We start from the raw sequence: 16,779 nt of genomic DNA, 5'->3' as shown, positions 1-16,779 counted from the left end.
CGACGAGCTTCGGTAGACTCGCGCACGCCATCTTCTTGCCGCACGCTGAACCCCTCTGTGTTCTGAATCCTTTTTCGGTGAGTTGTTGGTTCGTTAACGGCTATTCCACTACCGAAAGATTTTGCCGATAGGAGAGTACCAGATTTTCGACACACGGTGGGGTTCAGGAGTCGATCGGGGGATGATTACCGGCTCTGATCACGCCGAAAGACTTTATAAGACACCCGCTGAAATACCTGTGTTCGCCACTCTGAGCGGTTGAGAACTGGTGAAGTGGGGCCGGAGGGATTTGAACCCCCGATCGACTGATATCTCCGGTTTGCCTCGGTACTCCAGAACGTCGTCAACACGGGCGATGATCAGTCGCCCGCTCGGTATATCAGTCTGGAGTTCGTCACCGGGCGTCACCTCTGGAGTCAGTCGCCATGCCTGGCTTGGCCACAGCCCCGTTCTCGCGTTCCACCGTTACCGAGGTCTCGCTAAAGGGGTTTCGATCCGGTTCGACCGACCGCGGGCGATCGGTCGTGATCGACGTCGAGGATCAGTCGCGATCGTCGGCGGCCCAGTCGCACTCCTGGCATTTCCGGCCGACGACGAACTCGGTCACCGACGGCATGTAGCCCACCTGGATCACGTCGCCGCCACACGCCGGACAGTTCTCGTCGGCGTCCTCGATCGACTCCGCCTCGAGCACCGACTCTCCCTCGATCAGTTCCGCCAACGTTTCCGGCGTCACCATTCGTCCCTGGACGACACGGTTGCTCATACACGTTCCTGGCGGGGCGCTCCCTAAAACACGACGGTCGAGCCATCGCCGCCGGGCAGGCTGCTCAACTAGGTCGACCCGGTCGACGACCGCGGTTTACAACCACGGCGCGCGGGTTGCGCCCGTGTCGCCGTCGGCGTATGCCGGGTCGGCATCGGGGTCGTCGGCCATATCGGAACCGGCATCCTCGGCGTTGTCGGCCATATCGGAACCGGCATCCTCGGCGTCGTCGGCCCCCGAATCGTGGTCGACTCCAACGCCGTCGTCGGCCTCCGAGAGCCCGAACGCCGACGGCGAACGGGGCGTGTTCGCCGGGTCGCGGTCGGCAACGACGCCTGCCGAGCCGCCGTTGGGGGCGGGGCGCGGGACGGCGCCGTGGGCGTTCACGTCGACGGCGACGAGCGAGGGGTCCACGCCCGCGATCCGGTCCGGCGCCTCGGGGACGTCGATCGGGAGCGGGTCGGGCTCGCTGCGGGGTTCCTTGCGCCCTTCGACGTCCCGGTCGTCGGCCCTCTCGGCGTCGCCGCGGTCGCCCGCACCACCGTCGGGATCGTCGGGACCGCCGCCGAGGTCGCCGCGGCGACCGCTTGCCGTCACTGACGGATCGGCGTCGGGATCGTAGGCGAACAGGCCCGTAACCACGAGCACCGCCAGGGCGATCGGCGCGTCCGTCTGGAGGATCCCCAGGATGGGGAGCGCGAGGACGCCAAGCGCCACGGCGGAGCCGAAGCGGAAGCGGTCGATGTTGACGTGGCCCCGGAGCTGGGGAGCCGCGAGGGCGACGAACAGCGCGAAGCCGACGCCGACCGCCGCCGCCGCGGCGCCGCGGGCGACGATCGACGGGTCACTCGAGAACGCTAACTCGGCTCCCGCGGGCGAGATGCTCGCGACGAGGCCGAGAGCGATGATGACGCTGGGGGACGGGAGCACGTCACCGATCTTCGCGGAGGCCGTCTTGGCGGCGATCGTCAGGATGACGAGTCCTGCGAACCGCTGGAAGACTTCGAGATCGAGGAGACCCGCAAGCGTCGGGGCGATCGCAGCCTGCAGGGCGGCAAGCGGCACGATAAGTGCGCCGATGAGCAACACCGACGTGACCTGTTCACGTCGGGTGCCGTCCATCTCCGCGAGGATGACCGCCATCGTCGCGGAGCCGCCGAAGATCAGCAGGCCCGTCTCGAGGATGCCAACCGGCGTCGACAGCGCGCCGGCCAACACGAGCGCCGGGAAGATCCCGTCGATGAGCGGGAGCGCCATCACCGTGGCTAACAGCTTGGTTGCACCGCCAACCTGGCGTTCCAGCCGGAGTGCGACGGGGTGCTGGGAGACGCTCATTCAGGCAGGTACGCCCTGACCGTGGGGCAAACGGCAGTATCCGGCCGATCCACGATGGTCGATCCGCTGGATCGTGGCGTCGAAGCCGGACCGGTCCGAGCAGTTGCCAGTAAATGTAAATGTGCCGGCATTCGCGTTCGCGTCGACGGCGACGCTCGGCTGCCCGGCAACACTCATACTGGCGGAACTGTCGGAGTCCATACGCATATCTACTGAGTATGGGAGCATAAACGTTGTGCGAGTGACGTTCGCATACGACGCCGATCGCGTGTGACGATCACGTATTATTTCGATATTTCTGATCGAATGGACAGTTATTTGCTGGCGGGGAGGATGCTTTGCCACAGCGTGTGTTCGGGGTCGTCGGTGCCCCCGTCCACGCCTCGGGAGTTCGTGACCCATCGGTCCGATATACCGGCGTGCTCCGACCCGCGTGATCGTGTGTGATCCTCCTTGTCTGATCCGTCCGTGTGTACAGATCCCGACCGTGGGTGTGATACAGTTGCACGTCGATGCGGACTCGCAACGTTTTTGCAGGCGACGCGATGACGGTTTATATGGCGACAGACGATCCAACGACCGGGCCCTTCTCCGAGAAGCTTCGTGTGCCAGAGGCATTGACCTTCGACGACGTGCTGTTGCGTCCCAAGGAGAGTCGCGTCGAGCCCGACGAGGCCGACGTCTCGAGTCGCGTCTCGAAAAACGTCGATATCAACGTTCCCGTGCTCTCGGCGGCGATGGACACCGTCACCGAATCCGACCTGGCGATCGCGATGGCCCGCGAGGGCGGGATCGGCGTCCTCCACCGCAACATGACCGTCGAGGAGACCGCCGAGGAGGTCGAGCGCATCAAGCGCGCCCACGAGCTCGTCATCCGGCGTGAGGACGTCGTGACCGTGACGCCGGAGATGACCGTCCGGGAGGCCGACGCCACGATGGAGCGCGAGGGCGTCTCGGGCGCGCCGGTCGTCGACGAGGACGACGCCGTACTCGGGATCATCTCCGGGACCGACATCCGGCCGTACCTCGAGGTCGGCGACGAGGACGCGGTCCGGGAAGCGATGACCGACGAGGTCATCACCGCCGGCGAGGACGTGACCGCTCGAGAGGCGCTCGAGCTGATGTACGACCACAAGATCGAGCGCGTGCCGGTCGTCGACGACCGGAACCGCCTCGTGGGGCTCGTGACGATGCAGGGGATCCTCCAGCGGCGCGAACACGAACAGGCCGCCCGCGACGAGGACGGTCGGCTGCTGGCCGGCGTCGCGGTTGGCCCCTTCGAGGAGGAGCGCGCGATCGCGGCCGATGAAGCGGGTGCCGACGTCCTCTTCATCGACTGTGCCCACGCCCACAACCTGGACGTTCTCGAGTCCGCCGAGGCGATCAAGGAGAGCGTCAACGCCGACGTCGTCGTCGGGAACGTCGGGACCCGCGAGGCGGCCCAGGCGGCCGCCGACTTCGCGGACGGACTCAAGGTCGGGATCGGACCGGGATCGATCTGTACGACCCGCGTCGTCTCCGGTGCCGGGATGCCCCAGATCACCGCTGTCTCCGAAGTCGCCGACGTCGCGTCGGCGGCCGACGTGCCGGTCATCGCCGACGGCGGGATCCGGTATTCCGGCGACGCGATCAAGGCGATCGCCGCCGGCGCGGACGCGGTGATGCTCGGCTCCTACTTCGCCGGAACCGACGAGGCGCCCGGCCGCGTCATCACGATGAACGGCAAAAAGTACAAGCAGTACCGCGGGATGGGATCGGTCGGCGCGATGCAGTCCGGCGGCGGCGATCGGTACCTCAAGGACGCCGACGAGGACGAGGACTTCGTCCCCGAGGGCGTGGAGGCGGCGACGCCGTACAAGGGATCGATCGCGTCCGAACTCTACCAGCTCGTCGGCGGAATGCGATCCGGGATGGGCTATGTCGGCGCCGAGACGATCCCGGAGGTTAAATCGCGCGCCGAGTTCGTGCGCGTCTCCGCGGCCGGCCAGACCGAGGGCCACCCCCACGACGTGATGATCACCGACGAAGCACCGAACTACAGCCCGAACGAGTAACGCCGGTTCGGGGGTCGCCCGGATCCGTACCCACTGTGACCCACCCGCTTCCGATCACGAACGTGGATCCATCCCCATCGATCGGCCCCTCGAGTACCGGCGATATCGATCGACAAGGGGTATTTTGATATAGCGTGACGACACACACCCGAACGAGCGACTCAGTCGCGATCTCGATGACCTATGAGTGAGGAACCTCCCCTCGTCCTCGTCGTGGAGGACGAGCCCGACCTGGCAGACCTGTACGCCGCGTGGCTGGGCGATGAGTACCGTATCCGTACCGCGTACGGCGGTCGGGAGGCACTCGATGCTCTCGATGAGGACATCGACGTGATCCTGCTGGATAGACGGATGCCCGGCCTGTCCGGTGACGAGGTGCTCGAGACAGTTCGTGATCGCGGGATCGACTGTCGCGTCGCGATGGTGACCGCTGTCGAGCCGGATTTCGACATCGTCGCGATGGGATTCGACGACTACCTCGTCAAGCCCGTCACGAAGGACGCCCTCCGAGAGACGGTCGACGAGCTCTACGAACGCAGCCAGTACGACGCCGGCGTCCAGGAGTTCTTCTCGCTGGCGTCGAAGAAGGCGTTGTTGGAGTCCGAAAAGAGCCAGGCCGCCCTCGAGGAGAGCACGGAGTACCAGCAGCTCGCCACGGACCTCGACGCGCTCAAGGAGAACCTCGATGATGCGGTTACCAGCCTGGACTCACACACGGACTTCGAGACGCTGTTCCGTGGCTTCGGCGATGGAACGCCGGATGACGCGTCGATCGAGGACTTGACGGATCCCGACGCCGACGACGCGTAAGCGGGCGACCTCACACGCGGACGACGGCGCGCGCCATCCACTTTCTCACTCAAAACGCGGTTCGTTCTCACTCAAAACGCGGTTCGCGCCACGACCGATCGATCAGGCCTCATCCCCGAAGGCCGGCGGTTCTTCCCACGCGCCGCGCCCGGAGACGGTTCGCTGCGGGAACGGAATGGAGATACCCTCCTCGTCGAAGCGTTGCTTCACCGCCGTGACGTACTCGCCACGAGTTCTGACGAAGTCCGCCCGCGAGGGGTTGTCGATCCAGATCCGCGATTGGAGCCCGACGAAGGAGTCTCCCAACTCGGTGAGCCGAACTGACGGTGCGGGGTCGGCGAGGATGTCGTCCCGTTTTTCGGCCTCCTCGATGATGATCGTCGTCGCACGGTCGATGTCGTCCTCGTAATCGACCCCGAAGAGGAACTTCAGCCGGAGGGTGTCCTTGGCGACCGGATTCTTCACGACGCCACTCGTCAGCACGTAGTTCGGCACGGTCAGCAGTTCGTTGTCGAACGTTCGAATCCGTGTGACCCGAAAGGAGATGTCCTCGACGACGCCCGAGTAGTCGCCGTTGCTCCATTCGACCCAGTCACCGATGCGGAAGGGCCGGTCGGTGTAGATGAACACGCCGGCGACGAAGTTTCGGATGACCTCCTGCAGGGCAAAGCCGATCGCGAGCGTCGCCGCGGCGGCGATCGTCGCAAGCGACCGGAGGAAGCTTCCGTAGCCGGCGAGTCCAAACGCGATCGCGATCCCGGCAAACAGGACGACGATCGAGGCGATCTTGGTGAGGGGCCGGCGCGCGTGCGGTTCGACTCCCCGTTCGTCGAGAACTCGCTCCACGAGCGGCGACAGGAGTGCCCGGTTCCCCACGAACACGATCGTGATCACGGCGAGGAAGACGATCGCGGACGCCAGTGTTTCCGCGATCGCGTCGCCCGTAACCGGGGCGAGCACGTCGGCGATCGGTGCCACCTGCGCGGGGATCCCCATCAGTGGAACACCGCCGTGTTCCCACGCGTCTCGATCAGCTCGGCGTCGACCGCCGCAGCCAGCTCCCCGGCCAGTTCCGCGGTGTCGGTCCCGCCACGGGCCGACCGAAGGAACTTGACCTTCACGAGCGTGCGGTCGTCGAGTTGGTCGGCGAGTTCGTCCACGACTGCGTCGATCCCGGCCTTGCCGACCCACACCGTAACGTCGAGGTCGTGTGCCTGCTTCCGGAGCTCTTGGTCCGTCATATACCCACGCAAACGCCGCCACTAGTTGAAACTTGAGGCTTCGACTGCCGACCGTGACGGTGACACACGGGGAAAGCGATCGAGTCGAAGCCCGGCCACACTGTGGACTAGGAGAACGGATACCGGTGTGTCGCGCCACACTCCAGACACCGAACGACGACCCGGCTCGTGCGCGTCCGAACGCGGGCGGTCACGCCGGGGCGGAGATAGACGTCGCAATCGGAACACGTCTTGCGTTCGAACTCCCGAGGAAGGCGGGCCCGATTGCGCTCGGCGATCCGCTTCGCGCGGCGGACGTACGTGCGGGCCCGATCGTGCTCGCCCGCGACGATCGCTTCACGGGCCAGGGGAAGCAGCCGTTCGATGCGCTCCTCGGGAATGCCCATATCGAACCCGCGTGACGACCGGAAAAAGGTATTGCGAAGCCGGCCTAGTCGTCCTCGAGCGCCTGCGCGATGCGCTGGAGCTGTCGGGTCGCATCGCGGACCTCATCGCGGAGCTGACGGACTTCGCGCACGAGCTCCTCGTTGCCGACGTCGTCGCCGCCACCCTCACCGGGACGACCGCCGGGTCCGCCGGCGGCACCGCCGGGGCCGCCGCCCATCCCGCCTGGAGCGCCGCCCGGACCGCCGCCGCCCATCATTCCGGACATCATCTGTGCAAACGGGTTGCCGCCGCCGCCCATCCCGCCGGGGCCGCCACCGCCACCCATCATCTCCTCGGGGCTCGGTCGGTCACCCTCGCCCTCCTCGCGCTCCTGTTCGCGTCGCTCGCGGATCTCCTCGACCCGCTCGCGGAAGGACTTTTCCTCGCCGTCCCCGTCGGCCCCGTTGGATCCATCGGCGTCAGCCGGTTCGTCCGCGTCCGTGGACTCGTCGTCTGCCATAGGCCGGCTTCGGGACCACGTCCGAAAAGCGTTGTTTCTCGGGACCGATCGACGCCCCGTGAGTGAGACAGCCACGCGATCGACGCGCAGTCAGTCGGTTTCGCGCGTATGTATTTATAAAACGCCACGCGCCGATCACGGCACGTCGATCACGGCGCCGTCGCTACGCCGCGTGTGTCGCCCGTCGGGAAAAACGCGAACTCGATCGACGTCGCTGGTCGGCCTCAGAGACGGGTGAGGTTGGTCGCCCGCGGCCCTTTTTCAGCTTCCTCGATCTCGAATTCGACTTCCTGTCCCTCTTCGAGGTCCGGGCCGCCGACGTCCTCCATGTGGAAGAAAACGTCCTCGTCCGCGTCCTCGCTCTCGATGAATCCGTAGCCTCCGGTGTCGTTGAAGAAGGCCACTGTACCTGTCGCCATCGCGTTTCAATACACGCATAAGCAGCAAATAAACGTTTGGGCCGTGCGTGTCACAGTACGGCCTCGACGAGGGGCCAATACACGAGCCACGCGCCCGCGATCGCGACGATCGCGGCGAGGATCGTCACGACGCCGAGGGCAAACACCTCCCGGGTATCCACGTGTCCCCGGTTGAACGCCAACAGGGCGGGCGGAACGTGGAGGGGGACGAGCACGGTCGATCCGGCGACCACCACTGCCGAGAGGGAGAGGAAGAGCCCGTTCAGGTCGTAGGTGCGAGCGAACGTGACCAGGATCGGGACGACGACGATGAGACACGCCGACCCGCTCGGAAACAACAGCCGGATCCCGAGCACGAGCGCGAGGAGGACGATGACGATCGTTGCGGGTGCGAAAGCGCCGAAGGGGATCACTGCCGACCCGACAGCTACGAGCCATTCGAACGCGCCCGTCGCCTCGAGCACGTCGATCAACGAGAACATTCCGCCGATGAGAAACAGAACGCCCCAACTGACCTCGGTCATGTCCTCGACGTCGAGGACGCCCACGGCGGGAAGCGACAACACGCCGACGGCGACGATCGCCGGAAGGACCGTCGGAATCCCGAGGAACGGGCTGGCCGCCCACGACAGCAACGTGGCGCCCATCACGAGCCCGACCGCCCACTGGTCGCGCGTGATCGGCTCCGGGTCGTCGACCGCTCCGTCCCCGTCAGTCTCGGGTCGTCCGTCTTTGTCGGTTCCGGCTCGTCCGTCCCCGTCCGTCGTGCGTCGTCCGGAGTCGGATGCTATCGGATGGAGCCACTCGAGGCTGATCACGCCGACGACGTAGATGAACACCGCCGGCGGGATCATGTACAGCGCCCAGGTGATCCAGTTGATGGTGTATCCGGACGTTTGGATCAGCTGTGCTCCGATGATGGGGAGTCCGCCGCCGGTCATCAACGACATCGAGGCGATCGGGTTGAGCTGGCCCAACAGCAGGAACGACGAGGTGCGAAAGGGGTGATCCGCATCGAGGTCGTAGATGTCGGCGACCTCCTCGATGATCGGCGTGAATGCGACCATACGGGCCAGCGCTGAGGGCATCAGAAACGACAACGCGAGCACGTACCGACTCGTCTGCCGGAACGACGCCCGCGGCGTCGAAGCGGACGCCAACAGGCGACGGGCCACACGCGCATCCAGCCCCACCTTGGAGATGGCGTGTCCGAGCACGAGGAGCGCGAAAAAGAAGAAGAAGAGCGTGGACGCGAACCCGGTTGCAGCGGCCTCGAAGGTCGATACCGTTCCGAACGCGTACAGAAAGCCGACCACGAGCAGGCTGGTGACAACGTGGGGTACCGCCTCACTTTGCCAGAGCACCAGCCCGAACCCGAAGATCCCGAGCGCGATCAGCCCCGAGCGGGAGAGTCCGGATGGTGGCTGAAACAGCACGGCTACAGCGAGACAGCCACAGGCGACGACGATCGACAGGATCTCCGTTCGTGTCGGCCGAGAGCGTGCGTCCGACGTGGTCGACTCCGTCATGTGTCCGAGGGGCCCCGTACCTGACTCCTGTGTGAACCGGCTATTTGCCTGTTGTGACTTCGTCGGACCGACGCACCCGTCCCGTGCGGTCGCCCGAACGCGGTGGTGCCGCTAGACCGACGTGACGGCGGTTTCGATCGCCGATCGCGTCTCAGCGACGAGGTCGTCGACGTCGTCGCTCTCGGCGTACAGCCGGATGTAGGGCTCGGTGCCGGACGGCCGAACGAGCACCCAGGAGGCGTCGGGGAACTCCAGGCGGACGCCGTGCTCCGTGGAGACGTCGGCCGACGGGAACGCCTCCGGAAGCGCGGTTGCGAGGCGGTCCATCGCCGGTTCCTTTCGCTCGTCCGGACAGTCGACGTTCTCCTTCCGGTAGGGGCGTTCGGTCACGGGCGCACGGAGCGCGTCGAGTCCCTCCGCCGCGACGAGCCGAGCGAACACCGCGGCCGAACAGCCGCCGTCGATCCAGCCGCCGAACCGGGTGTGGGTGTGTTTCCACGGCTCCGCGGCGAAGGCGACCGCGACGTCGCCGGATTCCTCACGCTCGGACGCCGCCTCCCGGACGGCAGCGATCCCCTCGTGAAGCGCGCCGAGGCGGACGCGCTCGACGCGACCACCCGCTTCCCGGACGCGCTCGTCGATCCGGCCCGAGGCGTTCGGCGTCGTGACCACGACCGGATCCGCAGCCTCGCTCGTGCGCGTGTACCGCTCGGCGAGGATCGCGAGAACGGTGTCCTCGTGGACGATCTCCCCGTCCGCGTCGACGATCACGATCCGATCGGCGTCCCCGTCGTGCCCGATCCCGAACGCGAATCCTGCATCGGTCCCCGGCCGACCGGGGTTCTCGATTCCCTCGTTGGCGTCCGCGACGAACGCACGGAGGTCGGACAGCGTCTCGGGGGTGGGCTTGCTACCGCGGCCGGGGAAGTGGCCGTCGACGTTCCCGTTGAGCGTGACGACCTCGGCGCCGAGGTCGCCGAGCACGGCCGGCGTCGCCAGCGCGGCCATCCCGTTCCCGCAGTCGACGGCGATCCGAAGTCCGTCGAGCGGCGCGCCGAACCCTCGGGCATAGGCGGCGACGGCCTCCCGATACTCCTCGAGTACGGCGACCGACTCCGGCTCCGTCCACCGGTTCCAGTCGGCGGATCCGGTGCCCTCGGCGACGCGCGTCTCCACCGCCGCCTCAGCGTCGCGGTCGAACTCGACGCCGTCGCGAAAGAGCTTGATCCCGTTGTCGTGTGGCGGGTTGTGGGAGGCCGTCACGGCGATCCCGTACCGGCCCCGTGACGCGAACGCGAGCGCGGGCGTGGGAAGCATTCCGGCGCGTCGAACGCGCGCGCCCCCGGCGGCGGCACCCGCCGCGATCGCGTCGGCCAGCGCCGGACCCGTCACGCGGCCGTCACGGGCCACCACGATCTCCGGGTCCAGCGCTCCCTCGGTGGCCACTGCGCCCTCCACGATCGTCTCGGCGACCGCGCCGCCGACCGCGAGCGCGAGCTCGGGCGTGACATACGTGTCGACGTCGCCACGGATCCCCGCCGTTCCGAACAGGTTCATACCGGGGTGTCACGGCGCCACTTATAAGACTCCGCTGGTCATCGATCCGACGATGAGCGATCGAGGGGCCGAGGACCGCGTTCGCGCACACGTCCACGTTTCCGGCCACGTACAGGGCGTATACTACCGCGCCACCACCAGGGACACCGCACGCGAACACGGCGTCGATGGCTGGGTCCGAAACCTGGATGACGGTCGCGTCGAGGCCGTCTTCGAGGGATCCCCGGAGGCGGTCGAGTCGCTGGTCGAGTGGTGCCAGGAGGGGAGTCCGCGCGCGACCGTCGAGGACGTCGCCGTGACGTACGAGGATCCGACCGGGATCGACGGGTTCGAGATCCGACGATAGTTCGGCGCGGTCTCGGCACTGGCACGGCTCCGATCTCGGCGGCGTCTCAATCCCAGAACGACTGCGTGCGGGCGTACTCGCGCTCCTGTTTGAGGATGTCGCGGTAGAACTCCGACTCGTCCTCGCGGAGTTTCGAGATGATCCGGGCGGCGTTGTGCGGGCCGACGCCGCGGGCGGCCATCGCGATCACCGCCCGTTTGCCGTGGCTCTGCACCAGGCTCGCCGATCGATAGGCGCGCTCCGTGAGTCGCTCCTGCTCGTCGTCCCGCTCGTTCGCCCGGACCGCGGCGACGGTCTCCTCGTCCCACGGGTTGAGCGCGGCGACGCGGGTCGACCCGCACTCGGGACAGGCGGGCTGGTCCCGGATCCGCCTGACCGGCGTCCGCCGGGTCCACTCCTGACAGTGGAGACAGCACAGCAGCATCCGGTCGTTCTGAATGCGCTCGCGGACCGTTTCGATGACGTCCGCGTCGGCGTTCTCCGGCACGAGGAACTCCCGTCCCGAGGACTCCCCGGCGGATCCGATCGGTGTTCGTTCCCGAGCCGCGGCGAGGTCGATCGTCCCGTCTCGAATTCGGTCGAGGACCGTCGCGGCCCCCGCGACGTCGAGGTCCTGGTGGAATACCTCCCGGACCGCCTCCTCGTAGACGGGCGTCCCCTCGAGGGCGGCCAGAAGGCGATTGCCGCCGAACCGGCCGGATCCCTCCTGGTACCGCTTCACGGTGCCGAACTTCGCCGCCACCTGTGCGAGGGTGAACGCCAGCGTGTCGGCGTTCTTCAACGCGAGTTCGAGGTACGACGCCAGATGGTCCGGGTCAGTCTCCTCCAGGATCTCGATCACCGTTCCGGGGTCGATCGACGACGGCACCTCCAGTTCGATCCGGTACGGATCGACGTCCATCCCGACCGATGACCCGGTCCGCTGGCCGACGAGCGCCGAGAGCAGACGCGCGAGCGTCTCATTTATCCGGTGGCCGAACGCCGCGTTGACGACGATCGACCGGCCGAGCCCCTCGACGACGATCCGGTCGTCGGTCGGCAGCGGCTGCTCGGCGTCGACGTGGTCGACGATCGGGTCGATCGCGTCCAGGATCGTCGACTCGTCGGCCGGATACCGCTCGGACAGCCCACGAGCGACCGCCGCCGGTGGAACCCCGTCGGCGAGTCGATCCGCGACCTCGGCGCGGATCCGTCCGACCTCGCCGGCCACCGGCTTCGGAACGGGGATCTCCGAGCCGACCCAGGCGGGGACCTCCCCGCCGGGGTCCTCGATCGGGGAGACGTTCACGCGCTCCTCCTCCTCGTCGACGTCCGTGATCCGCCACATCTCACCGCGCTGGATGAACGTCTCGCCGGGGCCGGCGAAGTCCAGCACGAACCGCTCGTCAAGGGTCCCGATCTGCCGCCGCGAGGAGAGGTCGTAGACCTCGAAGGTCGCCTCGTCGGGGATCATCGAGAGGTTCGCGTAGAAGTACTGCCAGGAGCCGCCGGACTTCTCGATCGTGTCCGTCTCCTCCTCGAGCCACACGACGCGGTTCCCGTCGAGTTCGCGGACCACCTCCTGGAACGTCTCCTCGTCCACGTCGCGAAACGGGTATGCGCTCGTGACGATCCGGTACGCCCGTCGGGCGTGGACTTCACCGAGGTCCATCACGATCCCGACGACCTGGTTGGCGACGGTGTCGAGGCTGCCGTACTGGATGTTCGCGGGTTCGACCTCGCCCACGGTCCCCCGGCGGGCGATGGCTAGGGCCTCGAGCGCGTCGTCCGCATCGCTCGTCACGACCGTTCCCCGCGAGACCCGGTCGCTCCGGTGGCCGGCGCGCCCGACGCGCTGGAGCAGCCGGGCCACCTCACGGGGGCTCCCGTACTGAACCACGTGGTCGACGCGCCCGACGTCGATCCCGAGCTCCATCGAGGACGTACAGATCAACGCGTCGATCTCGCCCGTCTTGAACCGGTCCTCGACGTCGACCCGAACGTCGCTCGAAAGCGATCCGTGGTGGATCTCGACCGAGATCCCGGCATCCGACAGCGCCTTGAACCGGGACCCGAGCGCCTCCGCAGTCTGCCGGGTGTTGACGAACACCAACGTCGACCGGTTGTCGGCCACGACGTCGCGGATCGTTCGGACGTGGCTCGCGATCTCCTCGGTCGTCGCCAGCGCCCCCGCGAGGCGTTCGTCCTCCTCGGTGATCGCGGGGCTGACGACCTCGAAGTCCACGCGTGTCCCGGCCTCCACCTCGACGACCGCAAACTCCCGGTCCCCGTTCCGACCGGGGTCGCGTTTCCCGCAGCCGACGAGGAAGCGTCCCACCTCCTCGGGGGATCCCACCGTCGCCGAGAGGCCGATCCGCTGAACCGGCCCTGCGAGTTCGCGGAGGCGCTCGAGCCCGATCGTGAGCTGGGCGCCGCGTTTGGCGGAGGCGAGCTCGTGGACCTCGTCGACGACTACGTGTGCCACGTCCGCGAGCGCCTGTCGCATCTTCGACCCGGTCAGGATCGCCTGCAGGCTCTCGGGCGTCGTGATGAGCACGTCCGGCGGGTCGTCGGCCTGCTTCGACCGCTCGTACTGGGTCGTGTCGCCGTGTCGAACGGCGATCTCGAGGTCGAGTTCCTCGCCCCACCACTCCAGCCGGCCCATCATGTCCCGGTTGAGCGCGCGCAGCGGCGTGATGTACAGCGCCGCGATCCCCTCCGGGGACGTTCCGTTCGCACGCTCCGCTCGCTCGCGAACGATCCGGTCGAAGACCGGCAACATCGCCGTCTCGGTCTTCCCGGTGCCGGTTGGCGCGAGCACGAGCGCGTTCCGCCCCGCCGCGATCGGCGGGATCGCCTTCCGCTGCGGCTCGGTCGGTCTGGTGAACCCCCGCTCCGAGAGCGCCTCCCGGATCGCGGGGCCGAGCCGAGCGAACGCGTCCAGTCCCTCCGTCTCGGCGTCTCGATCCGCATCGCCGTCGCGATCCGCGCCGGCGTCGTGAGAATCGTCGTCGTGTCCGTCGGCGACGTCGGCGTCCGAATCGCCGGCAGCATCCTGCACGTCGCCGGACAACGAGGGCTCGGACATCGACGAATCTTCGGGATCGAGCCGATTAAACGCGTCGCACGGCCACCTCGCGCCGTCCCACACGCTCCGTCACGTCCCATCCCGCACCGTGCCGTCACGTCCACGATCGTCGGTCACGTACCGTCCGTTCGCCCGATCCGCTAGACGTCCCGGTAAGGACCGAGCCGCGTTCCGTCGAGGAGGTATGCCTCCGCGTCGTCGAGCGCGTCCGGGAGGAACGGCGAGAGGAACCCGTTCCCCTCGACGTTCACCCAGGTTCCGCCCGACCGCTCGTTGAACGCGGGAAAGACGACGACGTCGGGGTCGGACTCGACCGCCTCGACGGCGGTCGATCCCGGTTCGGCGGCGTCGAACGCCTCGGCGCGAAGCGACCCGCGGAGCCACGCGCGTTCGACACGACTGCCGCCGACCGCGTCCGAGAGCCGGACCTGCGGATGTTCGTGTCCTAGACAGACGACGTCCGCCTCGAGCACGTCGGGGTCGGGCCACGTGTGGCCGTGTACGACCCCGATCGACGTGCTTCCCGTCTGCCCCCTCGCCTCCAGTCGACCGCCCTCGGGCGGGATCACCGTTAGTCCGTCGGCGACCCGCTCGGCGACCGATTCGGCGACGCCGGCGTCGTGGTTGCCGACCACGAGCGTCATCGGAACGCGCTCGGTGACGGCAGCGATCAGCGCCTCGATCTCCTCGCGTTCGGGGCCCTCGGGCTCGGGGATCCGGTGGGCGAGGTCGCCGAGCACCACCAGTCTGTCGGCGGTCGTCCGGTCGAGCAGCGACAGGACGTGCTCGCGGCGCCCCGCCGCATCGCTGTCCAACTCCACGCCCCGTTCGTACCGCAGCCCGGCCTCGATCCCGGCGTGGTAGTCGGCGATCAGGAGCACACGCTCGTCCGGGAGGTCGGCGACCACCGCCGGCTCGCCCGGGACCGGTTCGACGAGGGCCATCCGGTCAGATGGCCTTCAGCCGGTCGTCGCTCGGCTCGTAACACTTGCCGCTCATCAGCGCGTCGTCGATCGCGTTCGCGACCGCGTCGGGGTTCGCGCCGAGCTCCGCGACGACCGCGTCGATCACAGCCTGGCGGGCGGCCCCGTCGCCGTCGTCGAGGTCATCCATCGCCTCGATCGCCGCGCCGGTGAGATCCAGGTCCGCTGCATCGCTCCCGTCGTCCGCCGCAGCCCCGCCGCTTTCGGTTTCGGCGGTCGCATCGGCGTCCGACTCACCGGCGGATCCGACCGGTTCGCCGAGGTCGACGTCCGACGGGTCCTCCTCGTCCGGCTCGTCGAGGGATCCGGTCCCTTCGGCGGTTGCTCCGGGCCCCTCCTCGACTCCGGGCCCCTCCTCGACTCCGGTCTCCTCGTCGACTCCGGGCTCGTCCGACGCAGCCAGGTCGTTGGCGTCCGGAACGTCGATGTCGGCCGCTCCCGGGCCGCCGACCTCCGTCCCGGTCGAGAAGTCAGTTCCGAACTCGTCCTCGATCTCGGCGCGCTCCTCCTCGTCGAACTCGTACATCTCGTCGGTGGCCGTCGTCTCGGCGGGAGCGTCAGCAGCAGCGTCCGTGTCCGTATCGAAGTCCTCCAGCCCGCCGGTGTCCGTGTCCGTGTCCGTATCCGTGTCGGTGTCCACCTCCGCTTCCTCGTCCGTGTCGGCGTCCGAAGCGGACACGTCGTCCGCGGATTCCGTCCCGGCGGTCGCGTCGGCGGCGTCGCTATCCGGGTCGTCGGACGTCGATTCGGTCACGGAGTCGGTGGTGGTGCTTGCGGTCTCGGTGACGAGGTCATCGGGCTCGTCGGCGTCGTTCGCGTCGTCGGCCTCCACATCGGCCGTGCTCGCCCCGGCTCCCGTGTCAGCTGTGCTCACCTCGTCTCCCGTGTCAGCTGTGCTCACCTCGTCTCCCGTGTCAGCTGTGCTCACCTCGTCTCCCGTGTCAGCTGTGCTCACCTCGTCTCCCGTGTCAGCCGTACCCCCATCGTCAGCCGCGTCAGCCCCGGCGGACTCACGGACTGCGGCCGCGTCGATCGAGACGTCGGTCTCGGGGAGCGCCCCCACGTCCGCTGACCCGCCCTCGTCCGGCGTGATGTCGGGGGCGCGAACGTCGTCGCGTTCGCCGGCGATCAGCTCGAGCGCGTCGACCGCCATCCGACGCGTTGCCTCGAGATACGCCCGGGAGGTGTCGTAGTGGTCGATCGCCCGCGGGATCCCCTCCGCCAGGGCGGCGGGCGCGCCGCCGGCCTCGAGGGCCGTCCGCAGGTCCTCGCCGCGGAGCTCCGAGTCGAGCGCCGCCTCGAACACCGCCAGGCGGTTAAGCGTCGTCTCGGCAGCCCGAACGACCCATCGATCGCGGGTGTCGGCGTCGACCTCGTTGAGGCTCTCGGGGCGGACCGAGGTGAACACGCGGTTGGAATCCTCCGGCTGGAAGGTCCGCGCCTTCCCGGTCAACGCGACGAACGTCGGCGGCTCGGCGCGCTCCAGAAACGCCTGCTCGTCCGGCTGGTACTGGCCGGCGTAGGTGACGAATGCGCCCGAGGGGTCGACGACCCGCCCGCGCCGGGTCTCCTCGTTCACACGCTCGACCTCGGTCAGGACACCGACGACGAACAGCCGGTTGACCCGAGCGCCGAGCGGCGTGAGGACGTAGTTCGGCGCGCGTTCCTCGTCGCTTTCGGAGTACGATAGCGTCGCGTCGTCGAACTCGCTCGCGAAGAGCCGATGGGCGACCTCACGCGTGCCGGGTCCGGAATCGGAACCGCTCATCGATTCGCCTCCGTGTCT

General features: G+C 67.8%; 15 protein-coding genes, 1 tRNA gene and 1 pseudogene. 3 read left to right on the top strand and 14 right to left on the bottom strand.

Annotation, left to right across the window (positions count from 1 at the left end; translation table 11 throughout):
• Positions 1-274: 274 nt before the first annotated feature.
• The 4 genes and pseudogenes from BLW38_RS16280 to BLW38_RS10455 all read right to left on the bottom strand — a co-directional run bounded on the left by BLW38_RS16280 (position 275) and on the right by BLW38_RS10455 (position 2,302).
• Positions 275-448, bottom strand: a tRNA-Trp gene (locus BLW38_RS16280).
• Between the two features lie 93 nt (positions 449-541).
• Entirely contained in the window at positions 542-766 is a 225-nt protein-coding gene (locus BLW38_RS10465; RefSeq protein WP_092817197.1) for a DUF5795 family protein, read from the bottom strand.
• A gap of 393 nt (positions 767-1,159) precedes the next feature.
• Positions 1,160-2,101 (bottom strand): annotated as a pseudogene (locus BLW38_RS10460) (DUF5794 domain-containing protein); the annotation flags it as partial.
• A complete protein-coding gene (locus tag BLW38_RS10455; protein ID WP_143040862.1) occupies positions 2,102-2,302 on the bottom strand; it encodes a hypothetical protein in 201 nt (66 codons plus the stop codon). It abuts the pseudogene before it with no gap.
• A 356-nt stretch (positions 2,303-2,658) separates the two neighbouring features.
• Between BLW38_RS10455 and guaB the strand changes: the two genes are divergently transcribed.
• Both guaB and BLW38_RS10445 read left to right on the top strand, forming a co-directional pair.
• Positions 2,659-4,155, top strand: coding sequence for an IMP dehydrogenase (gene guaB / locus BLW38_RS10450; protein WP_092817195.1), 1,497 nt, complete (start codon positions 2,659-2,661; stop codon positions 4,153-4,155).
• Between the two features lie 183 nt (positions 4,156-4,338).
• On the top strand, positions 4,339-4,965 hold the full coding sequence (locus BLW38_RS10445) for a HalX domain-containing protein (RefSeq protein ID WP_092817194.1): 627 nt from the start codon (positions 4,339-4,341) through the stop codon (positions 4,963-4,965).
• A gap of 102 nt (positions 4,966-5,067) precedes the next feature.
• Here the strand turns inward: BLW38_RS10445 and BLW38_RS10440 are convergent, their stop codons facing one another.
• The 7 genes from BLW38_RS10440 to BLW38_RS10410 form a co-directional block, all read right to left on the bottom strand.
• A complete protein-coding gene (locus BLW38_RS10440; RefSeq protein WP_092817193.1) occupies positions 5,068-5,961 on the bottom strand; it encodes a mechanosensitive ion channel family protein in 894 nt (297 codons plus the stop codon).
• Complete coding sequence (locus tag BLW38_RS10435; RefSeq protein WP_092817192.1) at positions 5,961-6,206, bottom strand: YhbY family RNA-binding protein; 246 nt, start codon at positions 6,204-6,206, stop codon at positions 5,961-5,963. Before BLW38_RS10435 ends, BLW38_RS10440 begins: the two co-directional genes overlap by 1 nt.
• A gap of 107 nt (positions 6,207-6,313) precedes the next feature.
• Complete coding sequence (locus tag BLW38_RS10430) at positions 6,314-6,592, bottom strand: ribonuclease P protein component 4 (RefSeq protein WP_092817191.1); 279 nt, start codon at positions 6,590-6,592, stop codon at positions 6,314-6,316.
• A 44-nt stretch (positions 6,593-6,636) separates the two neighbouring features.
• The gene (locus BLW38_RS10425) at positions 6,637-7,092 is read right to left on the bottom strand and encodes a hypothetical protein (RefSeq protein WP_092817190.1); all 456 of its coding nucleotides are present in this window, start codon (positions 7,090-7,092) and stop codon (positions 6,637-6,639) included.
• Between the two features lie 224 nt (positions 7,093-7,316).
• Complete coding sequence (locus tag BLW38_RS10420; protein WP_021074435.1) at positions 7,317-7,511, bottom strand: cold-shock protein; 195 nt, start codon at positions 7,509-7,511, stop codon at positions 7,317-7,319.
• Positions 7,512-7,561: 50 nt separating this feature from the next.
• Positions 7,562-9,040, bottom strand: coding sequence for an SLC13 family permease (locus tag BLW38_RS10415; protein ID WP_092817189.1), 1,479 nt, complete (start codon positions 9,038-9,040; stop codon positions 7,562-7,564).
• A gap of 111 nt (positions 9,041-9,151) precedes the next feature.
• Positions 9,152-10,597, bottom strand: a complete 1,446-nt coding sequence (locus BLW38_RS10410) for a phosphohexomutase domain-containing protein (protein WP_092817188.1) — start codon at positions 10,595-10,597, stop codon at positions 9,152-9,154.
• Between the two features lie 52 nt (positions 10,598-10,649).
• Here BLW38_RS10410 and BLW38_RS10405 point away from each other — a divergent pair, with 52 nt between their 5' ends.
• Complete coding sequence (locus BLW38_RS10405) at positions 10,650-10,943, top strand: acylphosphatase (RefSeq protein ID WP_092817187.1); 294 nt, start codon at positions 10,650-10,652, stop codon at positions 10,941-10,943.
• A gap of 46 nt (positions 10,944-10,989) precedes the next feature.
• Here the strand turns inward: BLW38_RS10405 and BLW38_RS10400 are convergent, their stop codons facing one another.
• From BLW38_RS10400 to BLW38_RS10390, 3 genes are all read right to left on the bottom strand, one after another.
• Positions 10,990-13,866, bottom strand: coding sequence for a DEAD/DEAH box helicase (locus BLW38_RS10400; protein ID WP_092817255.1), 2,877 nt, complete (start codon positions 13,864-13,866; stop codon positions 10,990-10,992).
• 284 nt (positions 13,867-14,150) lie between these two features.
• Positions 14,151-14,954 (bottom strand): metallophosphoesterase, encoded by an 804-nt coding sequence (locus BLW38_RS10395; RefSeq protein ID WP_092817186.1) that lies wholly within the window; start codon positions 14,952-14,954, stop codon positions 14,151-14,153.
• A gap of 4 nt (positions 14,955-14,958) precedes the next feature.
• The gene (locus BLW38_RS10390) at positions 14,959-16,761 is read right to left on the bottom strand and encodes a hypothetical protein (protein WP_092817185.1); all 1,803 of its coding nucleotides are present in this window, start codon (positions 16,759-16,761) and stop codon (positions 14,959-14,961) included.
• Between the last annotated feature and the right edge of the window lie 18 nt (positions 16,762-16,779).

The sequence above is a fragment of the Halopenitus malekzadehii genome (assembly GCF_900108505.1).
Lineage (GTDB): Archaea > Halobacteriota > Halobacteria > Halobacteriales > Haloferacaceae > Halopenitus > Halopenitus malekzadehii.
This window is presented reverse-complemented; position numbering and strand designations above follow the sequence as displayed.

What these genes read in the sequence shown, in the direction of transcription:
- BLW38_RS10465 (WP_092817197.1), bottom strand. Translation starts at nt 766, where the DNA reads ATGAGCAACCGTGTCGTCCAGGGACGAATGGTGACGCCGGAAACGTTG.
- BLW38_RS10455 (WP_143040862.1), bottom strand. Translation starts at nt 2,302, where the DNA reads ATGGACTCCGACAGTTCCGCCAGTATGAGTGTTGCCGGGCAGCCGAGC.
- guaB (WP_092817195.1), top strand. Translation starts at nt 2,659, where the DNA reads ATGGCGACAGACGATCCAACGACCGGGCCCTTCTCCGAGAAGCTTCGT.
- BLW38_RS10445 (WP_092817194.1), top strand. Translation starts at nt 4,339, where the DNA reads ATGAGTGAGGAACCTCCCCTCGTCCTCGTCGTGGAGGACGAGCCCGAC.
- BLW38_RS10440 (WP_092817193.1), bottom strand. Translation starts at nt 5,961, where the DNA reads ATGGGGATCCCCGCGCAGGTGGCACCGATCGCCGACGTGCTCGCCCCG.
- BLW38_RS10435 (WP_092817192.1), bottom strand. Translation starts at nt 6,206, where the DNA reads ATGACGGACCAAGAGCTCCGGAAGCAGGCACACGACCTCGACGTTACG.
- BLW38_RS10430 (WP_092817191.1), bottom strand. Translation starts at nt 6,592, where the DNA reads ATGGGCATTCCCGAGGAGCGCATCGAACGGCTGCTTCCCCTGGCCCGT.
- BLW38_RS10425 (WP_092817190.1), bottom strand. Translation starts at nt 7,092, where the DNA reads ATGGCAGACGACGAGTCCACGGACGCGGACGAACCGGCTGACGCCGAT.
- BLW38_RS10420 (WP_021074435.1), bottom strand. Translation starts at nt 7,511, where the DNA reads ATGGCGACAGGTACAGTGGCCTTCTTCAACGACACCGGAGGCTACGGA.
- BLW38_RS10415 (WP_092817189.1), bottom strand. Translation starts at nt 9,040, where the DNA reads ATGACGGAGTCGACCACGTCGGACGCACGCTCTCGGCCGACACGAACG.
- BLW38_RS10410 (WP_092817188.1), bottom strand. Translation starts at nt 10,597, where the DNA reads ATGAACCTGTTCGGAACGGCGGGGATCCGTGGCGACGTCGACACGTAT.
- BLW38_RS10405 (WP_092817187.1), top strand. Translation starts at nt 10,650, where the DNA reads ATGAGCGATCGAGGGGCCGAGGACCGCGTTCGCGCACACGTCCACGTT.
- BLW38_RS10395 (WP_092817186.1), bottom strand. Translation starts at nt 14,954, where the DNA reads ATGGCCCTCGTCGAACCGGTCCCGGGCGAGCCGGCGGTGGTCGCCGAC.
- BLW38_RS10390 (WP_092817185.1), bottom strand. Translation starts at nt 16,761, where the DNA reads ATGAGCGGTTCCGATTCCGGACCCGGCACGCGTGAGGTCGCCCATCGG.